We start from the raw sequence: 7,376 nt of genomic DNA, 5'->3' as shown, positions 1-7,376 counted from the left end.
GGGTTGACCGTCTTCGCAAAAGGCCCGCGCTATGTCGAACCTGCCGAGGCTGGCCGTCTGCGCGAGGCCGCGCGCGGCAAGGCGATGGCGGTTGCCGTCACCGTCGATGCCGGCGACGCCTTCCTGGATGAAATCGTTGCCAAAATGCAGCCCGACATGCTGCAGCTGCACGGCGCGGAAACGCCCGAGCGCGTCGCCGAGGTCAAAGCCCGCTATGGCCTGCCGGTGATGAAGGCGCTGCCGCTCAGCGAGGCCGCCGATCTCGAACGAATGAAGCCATTCATCGGCATAGCCGACCGGTTCCTGTTCGACGCCAAGCCGCCGAAAGGCTCCGAACTGCCGGGCGGCAATGGTGTTGCCTTCGACTGGCGCATTCTCGCCGGCCTTGACGGCGGCGTCGATTACATGCTTTCCGGTGGGCTCAACGCCGCCAATATCGGCGATGCCCTTCGGCTTGCCAACCCGCCTGGGATCGACATTTCTTCAGGCGTGGAAAGCGCGCCGGGCGTCAAGGATCCGGCGCTGATCGAACAGTTTTTCCGGGCCGTCAGGGCCGCGCGGAACACCCGCGCAGCCTAGTGGTGCCTCAAACCAGAGCATGTCCCGGAAAAGTGGGAACCGGTTTTCCGACAAGGACATGCCTCATAGTCAAGATGCCAGGAGATCGGCGATGAACAAGCCGGCGACACCCAATTCCTTCCGCACCGGGCCCGACGAACAGGGCATGTTCGGCATTTTCGGCGGTCGTTTCGTTGCCGAAACGCTGATGCCGCTGATCCTCGATCTGGAGCGGCACTGGAACGAGGTCAAGAACGATGCGGATTTCAGGGCTGAGCTGACTGACCTGTCGACCCACTATGCCGGACGGCCGTCGAAGCTTTATTTCGCCGAAGGCCTCACGAAGCATCTTCGTGAGGTTTCCTCGGCCAGGGGCCTCGCGGGCGGCGCGAAGGTCTACTTCAAGCGGGAGGATTTGAACCACACCGGTTCGCACAAGATCAACAACTGCCTCGGCCAGATCCTGCTGGCCAAGCGCATGGGCAAGAAGCGCATCATCGCCGAGACCGGCGCCGGCCAGCACGGCGTGGCCTCGGCCACGGTTGCGGCCCGCTTCGGCTTTCCCTGCGTCGTCTACATGGGCGCCACAGACGTTGCCCGGCAAAGCCCGAACGTCTTCCGCATGAAGCTGCTCGGCGCCGAAGTGCGCCCGGTGACCGCCGGCCACGGCACGCTGAAGGACGCCATGAACGAGGCGTTGCGCGACTGGGTCACCAATGTCGAGGACACCTATTACCTGATCGGCACCGCCGCCGGCCCGCATCCCTATCCGGAGCTGGTGCGCGACTTCCAGTCGGTGATCGGCATCGAGGCGCGGGCACAGATCCTCGAGCAGGAAGGCCGGCTGCCCGACACCATCATCGCCGCTGTCGGCGGTGGTTCGAACGCCATCGGCCTGTTCCATCCCTTCCTCGACGACAAGGAGGTCCGCATCATCGGCATCGAAGCCGGCGGTCGCGGTCTCGACGGCATCGAGCATTGCGCCTCGATGAATGCCGGCGCGCCGGGCGTGCTGCATGGCAACCGCACCTATCTCCTGCAGAATTCCGACGGCCAGATCATGGACGGCCATTCGATCTCGGCCGGCCTCGACTATCCCGGCGTTGGGCCGGAGCATTCCTGGCTGCGCGATTCAGGCCGGGTCGAATACGTGCCGATCCTCGATGACGAGGCGCTGGAGGCTTTCAAGCTGACGACGCGCGTCGAAGGCATCATCCCGGCGCTGGAATCGGCGCACGCCATCGCGCATGCGGTGAAGATCGTGCCTGCCATGGACAAGGATCAGATCGTCATCGTCAACCTGTCCGGCCGTGGCGACAAGGACGTGCACACGGTGGCCAGCATGCTGGGCATGGAGATCTGATCATGGCCACCCGCATCGACCGCCGCATGGCGAAGCTCAGGACCGAAGGCCGCCCGGCGCTCGTCACCTATTTCATGGGCGGCGACCCCGACTACGATACCTCTTTGTCGATCATGAAGGCGTTGCCGGGCGCAGGTTCCGATATTATCGAGCTCGGCATGCCGTTCTCCGATCCGATGGCCGACGGCCCGGCGATCCAGGCGGCGGGCTTGCGGGCGCTGAAAGGCGGCCAGACGCTGGCCAAGACGCTGAAGATGGCGGCCGACTTCCGCGCTGGCGACAATGAAACGCCGATCGTGCTGATGGGCTACTACAATCCGATCTACATCTATGGCGTCGACCGCTTCCTCAAGGACGCGATCGCCAGCGGCATCGACGGGCTGATCGTCGTCGACCTGCCCCCGGAGATGGATGAGGAACTGTGCATTCCGGCATTGAAAGCCGGCATCAACTTCATCCGGCTGGCGACGCCGACCACCGACGACAAACGCCTGCCCAAGGTGCTGCAGAACACGTCGGGCTTCGTCTATTACGTGTCGATGACCGGCATCACCGGCTCGGCACTGGCCGACACCGGCAAGGTGGCGGCGGCGGTCAAGCGCATCAAGGGCCACACCGACCTGCCGGTCTGCGTCGGCTTCGGCGTCAAGACCGCCGAGCAGGCCCGGGTGATCGGCGCCAATGCCGACGGCGTCGTCGTCGGCACCGCGATCGTCAATGCGGTGGCCAATGTGCTGGGGCCGAAGGGCGAGAAGACCGCCGATCCGGCCGAGGCCGTCGCCACGCTGGTCAGCGGCCTAGCGCAAGGCGTGCGCTCGGCCCGCCTTGCTGCTGCCGAATAGTTTCCCTACGTCAGGTCTTGTGCATGCCGTTATCCCAGAACCGGTTCCCACTTTTGGGCGACATGCATTAGCAACTCTTCGTCAGGACAGGAGCCGAAGCGATGAACTGGATCACCAATTACGTTCGCCCGAAGATCAATTCGATGCTCGGCCGGCGCACCGACATGCCCGAGAATCTCTGGATCAAGGATCCGGAGACCGGCGAGATGGTGTTCCACAAGGACCTGGAATCGAACCAGTTCGTCATTCCCTCGTCCGGTCATCACATGAAGATCTCGGCCAAGGAGCGGCTGAAATTCTTCTTCGATGGCGGCAAATACGAGACCCTGGACAACCCCAAGGTCATGCAGGATCCGCTGAAATTCCGCGACGAGAAGCGCTATGTCGACCGGTTGAAGGACGCCAAGGCCAAGACCGGCCTTGAGGACGCGATCATCAATGCGCTGGGCACCGTCGAGGGTCTTCCGGTTGTGGTCACGGTGCAGGACTTCGCCTTCATGGGCGGTTCGCTCGGCATGGCCGCCGGCGACGCCATCGTGCACGGTTTCGAAGTGGCCCTGCAGCGCAAGCGGCCGCTGATCCTGTTTGCTGCTTCCGGCGGCGCCCGCATGCAGGAAGGTATTTTGTCCCTGATGCAATTGCCTCGGACAACGGTCGGTGTCGACCGGCTGAAGGAAGCCGGCCTGCCCTACATCGTCGTTTTGACCAACCCGACCACGGGCGGCGTGACCGCCTCCTACGCCATGCTGGGCGACGTGCACATCGCCGAGCCCGGCGCGCTGATCGGCTTTGCCGGACCGCGCGTCATCGAACAGACGATCCGCGAGAAACTGCCCGATGGCTTCCAGCGCTCCGAATATCTGATGGAGCACGGCATGGTCGACATGGTCGTATCCAGGCTGGAAATGCGTGAAACGATCGCGCGCCTGCTCAAGATGCTGCTCAAGCTGCCGGAAGAGCAAAAAACGCTGGAGCCGGAAATCCTGCCGCCGGCGGTGGTTGCCGCGGAAGCTCGGCCGCAAGCCTGAAGCGACACGAAGCGCCGCGACCGCGATTGCACGAGGGCTTCGGCGCGCTGTAGCCTTTGATTGCCATGGCCATCCGAAACCGATTCTGGTTTTCAGGCTCATGCGCTAGGATTCCACCATGACGACGCTTGCCGCCGACCGCGAAATCGAAGCCCTGATGGCGCTTCATCCGAAAGGCTTCGACCTTTCGCTCGACCGCATTTCGCGGCTGCTGGAGCGGCTTGACAATCCGCAGGACCGGCTGCCCCCGGTCATCCACATCGCCGGCACCAACGGCAAAGGTTCGTGCGCAGCCTTTTCACGCGCCCTGCTCGAGGCTGCGGACTACCGCGTCCATGTCCACACCTCGCCGCATCTGGTCAACTGGCATGAGCGTTACCGGCTGGCCGCCGATGGCGGCGGCAGGCTGGTCGAGGACAGGGTTTTCGCCGATGCCATTGCCCGTGCCGCCAGGGCCAATGAAGGCGAGAAGATCACCGTCTTCGAGATCCTCACCGCCGTCACCTTCCTGTTGTTTTCCGAACACCAGGCCGACGCTGCGATCATCGAAGTCGGGCTCGGCGGCCGCTTCGACGCGACCAATGTCATCAAGGAGCCGGCCGTGTCGGTGATCATGCCGGTGTCGCTCGACCACGAGGCCTATCTCGGCGACCGTGTCGAACTGATCGCAGCCGAAAAGGCCGGCATCATCAAGCCCGGCTGTCCGGTGGTCATCGGCGCGCAGGAAAGCGAGACGGCTCTGCAGGTGCTGATCGAAACCGCCGAGCGGCTTGAATGCCCCACCTTCGTCTACGGCCAGGACTTCCTTGCCTTCGAGGAAAACGGCCGCATGGTCTACCAGGACGAAGACGGCTTGATGGACCTGCCGCCGCCCAGGCTGCCCGGCCGCCACCAGTTCGCCAATGCGGCGGCGGCGATCGCCGCGGTCAAAGCGGCCGGTTTCGAGATCAGCCATCGCGCCGCCGAAAAGGCGATGATCAATGTCGCCTGGCCCGGCCGCATGCAGAAGCTCGTGCAGGGCCGGCTGGCCGAACTGGCACCCAAGGGCGCCGATATCTGGCTCGACGGCGGCCACAATCCCGGTGCCGGCGTGGTGGTTGCCGAAGCGCTGGCCGAGCAGGAAGAGAAGAACCCGCGTCCGCTGTTCCTCATCTCGGGCATGATCAACACCAAGGACCAGAGCGGCTATTTCCGTGCCTTCAAGGGCCTCGCCCGGCATGTCTACACGGTGCCGGTGAGCCTCAGCGAGGCCGGCGTGCCGAACGACGAACTGGCGATCCGCGCAACGGAAGCCGGGCTGACCGCCGAGCCGGTGAGTTCCGTCGCCAGCGCGCTGATGCTGCTGCGCGACACCTGGGACGGCCCGTCGCCACGCATCCTGATCAGCGGTTCGTTGTATCTGACCGGAGCGGTGCTGGCCGAGAACGGCACCCCGCCGACCTGAAGCAGGCGACTATTCATGCCTTGGGTGGCTGCGGCGGCTGAGGCCGAACCTTGGCTTTCGACCTTCAGAAATCCCACGGTGAGATCAGATCAAGGCTGGTGGTGCCAAAGTCGCTGAGATTGCGCGTTGCCAGCCGGCCACCGTTCACGCGCGCTATCGCCGCAATCATGCCATCGGGGGCTGACATGCCGGCACCTTGGCGTGTCGCGGCACCCATGATCTCGCCGTAAGCCAAGGCAGCATCTTCAGTCAGTCCAAAAATCCGGCCGGCAAATCGATGGCGCCACCGGGAAAGTCCCTGCTCCAGCCGATCGGCACGCTCATCAGGCCGTATTTTTTGGATGCCGAAGGCGATTTCAGCAATCGTCACTGTGGGAAGGGCCAGTTCAGCGTCATTGCGGACAAGCCATGCCAGGACAGCTTGGTCCGGCGCCTTCTTCAGACTCTCCGAAATCACGTTGGTATCGACGAAAATCAAAGCTCAAGTCCCGAATGAACCTGGCGGCCTTCGCGAATGATCTTTTCCAGATCGATGTCGGCGCCATGGTTTGCAGTCAAGCTGGCATAGAAGGTGGAAGCAGGTTCACGGCCAGCTTCACGAATTTCGTAGGATTCGAGCGCACGTTCGACCACATCGGCTATCGAACGATTTTCACGACGAGCAAGTCTATGAGCCAGGTCGCGTGCTTTTGCGCTTCGGACTGAGAGTTGTGGTTCGGCCATTTCGAACTCCCTTTTAGAACGGATATAGGCCGATCCACTGCTGCCATCAAGGTGGCAGTTGATGGCGTGCCATCACGCGGTGGATTTCCAGCGCATTGATAGGCGACGTTACTTCAGCTCTATCTCGATAAAGGCGTATTCGCCTTCATTGGCGTTGATGACGTCGTGCTCTACGCCCTCCTTGCGGAAATAGGGCGCGCCCTTCTTCATCTCGGCAAAGGATTCGCCGTCCTTGGTCAACAGCTTCACCTTGCCGTCCATCAGCGGCACGACGACATAGTCGTGGCCGTGGCGATGCCAGCCGGTGTTCTCGCCCGGCGCGAAGCGGTATTCGGTGACGATGACACGCTCGTTGTCGATGAAGACGGTGGCCTTGGCGGATCCGGTCATGGGGTTCTCCTGTCTGCCTCGAGCAGATGACATGGAGTGCCCGGACGCGAGGGCCAGAGCCACGCACCGATGACGCCAACAAAAAGCCCGGCGCGAGGCCGGGCTTGATATCAGGAATTTCAGATGGGTCAGGCGAGGTTGCCATTGATCCAGTGCGACAGCGCGGTCTTCGGCGCGGCACCGACCTTCATGTCGGCCATTTCGCCGCCCTTGAAGATCATCAGCGTCGGGATCGAGCGCACGCCGAACTGGGCGGCAAGCTCCGGATTCTCGTCGATGTTGAGCTTGGCGATCTTGACCTTGGCGCCAAGTTCGGTGGCGATATCTTCGAGCGCCGGCGCAATCATCTTGCAGGGACCGCACCATTCCGCCCAGAAATCGACGACGACCGGTACGTTGGCGTCAAGCACGTCAGCCTGGAAGTTGCTCTTGTCGACCTTCACGGTTGCCATATGGAAAAATCCTTTTGAAAGTTTTTGTCCCACCAAATGTGGTGGTGATCGCGCCCTTCTTCAAGCAGGTGTTGTGTCACGCTCCCGTGAGTCGAGCAAGGGCGTCGTCCAAGGCGCTGGCAGGCAGTTCGATCAGCCGCGGCGCCTCGGTGAACAGCAAGGCCGCCTTGACCGTGCGGCCGGGATAGAGCGGCTGCAACAGCGCGCGGTAGAGCGCCAACTGCAGGACATAGGCCGGCGGCACCTCGGCCAGACTGGCGGGCGCCGGCCGGTTGGTCTTGTAGTCGACAATCGATACCGTGTCCGGCGTTACCGCCAGCCGGTCGATCTTGCCGGAAATCGAGCGCTTCTTGCCCTTGACCTCCAGGCTGCCCATGATCGCAACCTCGGCACGCGACGATGGCGCAAACAGCTGACCGAAGCCGGGATCGGCAAGGATCGATGTGACCGACGCCAGGGCCTTTTCACGCTCTGATGGCGGCCAGTCCGCACCGGTTCGCAAGAGATAGCGTTCTGCCGCTCCCGCACGTTCGGGCTCGGCAATACCGGGCAGCATCTGCAGCAGTTTGTGGAGGG

At 62.9% G+C, this 7,376-nt stretch carries 10 protein-coding genes; 5 read left to right on the top strand and 5 right to left on the bottom strand.

Annotated features, from left to right (window positions below):
• From EN884_RS18560 to EN884_RS18540, 5 genes are all read left to right on the top strand, one after another.
• Positions 1-579: phosphoribosylanthranilate isomerase (locus EN884_RS18560; protein ID WP_128360667.1), on the top strand; the 579-nt coding region annotated here is incomplete at its 5' end.
• A gap of 91 nt (positions 580-670) precedes the next feature.
• Entirely contained in the window at positions 671-1,921 is a 1,251-nt protein-coding gene (trpB, locus tag EN884_RS18555; RefSeq protein ID WP_013528319.1) for a tryptophan synthase subunit beta, read from the top strand.
• Positions 1,922-1,923: 2 nt separating this feature from the next.
• Positions 1,924-2,763, top strand: a complete 840-nt coding sequence (gene trpA, locus EN884_RS18550; protein ID WP_027161022.1) for a tryptophan synthase subunit alpha — start codon at positions 1,924-1,926, stop codon at positions 2,761-2,763.
• Positions 2,764-2,864: 101 nt separating this feature from the next.
• Positions 2,865-3,791 (top strand): acetyl-CoA carboxylase, carboxyltransferase subunit beta, encoded by a 927-nt coding sequence (gene accD, locus EN884_RS18545; protein WP_013528321.1) that lies wholly within the window; start codon positions 2,865-2,867, stop codon positions 3,789-3,791.
• Between the two features lie 118 nt (positions 3,792-3,909).
• The gene (locus tag EN884_RS18540; RefSeq protein WP_063169785.1) at positions 3,910-5,235 is read left to right on the top strand and encodes a folylpolyglutamate synthase/dihydrofolate synthase family protein; all 1,326 of its coding nucleotides are present in this window, start codon (positions 3,910-3,912) and stop codon (positions 5,233-5,235) included.
• 64 nt (positions 5,236-5,299) lie between these two features.
• Here the strand turns inward: EN884_RS18540 and EN884_RS18535 are convergent, their stop codons facing one another.
• The 5 genes from EN884_RS18535 to EN884_RS18515 form a co-directional block, all read right to left on the bottom strand.
• Positions 5,300-5,713: a type II toxin-antitoxin system VapC family toxin gene (locus tag EN884_RS18535; RefSeq protein ID WP_063169784.1), complete on the bottom strand. Its 414-nt coding sequence runs from the start codon at positions 5,711-5,713 to the stop codon at positions 5,300-5,302.
• Positions 5,710-5,958: a type II toxin-antitoxin system VapB family antitoxin gene (locus EN884_RS18530; protein ID WP_013528324.1), complete on the bottom strand. Its 249-nt coding sequence runs from the start codon at positions 5,956-5,958 to the stop codon at positions 5,710-5,712. Before EN884_RS18530 ends, EN884_RS18535 begins: the two co-directional genes overlap by 4 nt.
• 108 nt (positions 5,959-6,066) lie before the next feature.
• Positions 6,067-6,348: a cupin domain-containing protein gene (locus EN884_RS18525; protein ID WP_013528325.1), complete on the bottom strand. Its 282-nt coding sequence runs from the start codon at positions 6,346-6,348 to the stop codon at positions 6,067-6,069.
• A 128-nt stretch (positions 6,349-6,476) separates the two neighbouring features.
• Positions 6,477-6,800, bottom strand: a complete 324-nt coding sequence (gene trxA / locus EN884_RS18520; protein WP_013528326.1) for a thioredoxin — start codon at positions 6,798-6,800, stop codon at positions 6,477-6,479.
• Between the two features lie 76 nt (positions 6,801-6,876).
• Positions 6,877-7,376: PD-(D/E)XK nuclease family protein (locus EN884_RS18515; protein WP_206617605.1), on the bottom strand; the 500-nt coding region annotated here is incomplete at its 5' end.

Source organism: Mesorhizobium sp. M7A.F.Ca.AU.001.01.1.1 (assembly GCF_004022735.1).
In the GTDB taxonomy this organism is placed as follows: domain Bacteria; phylum Pseudomonadota; class Alphaproteobacteria; order Rhizobiales; family Rhizobiaceae; genus Mesorhizobium; species Mesorhizobium ciceri.
Note: the sequence above shows the minus strand (reverse complement) of the source record. Positions and strands in the feature narration are given on the sequence as shown.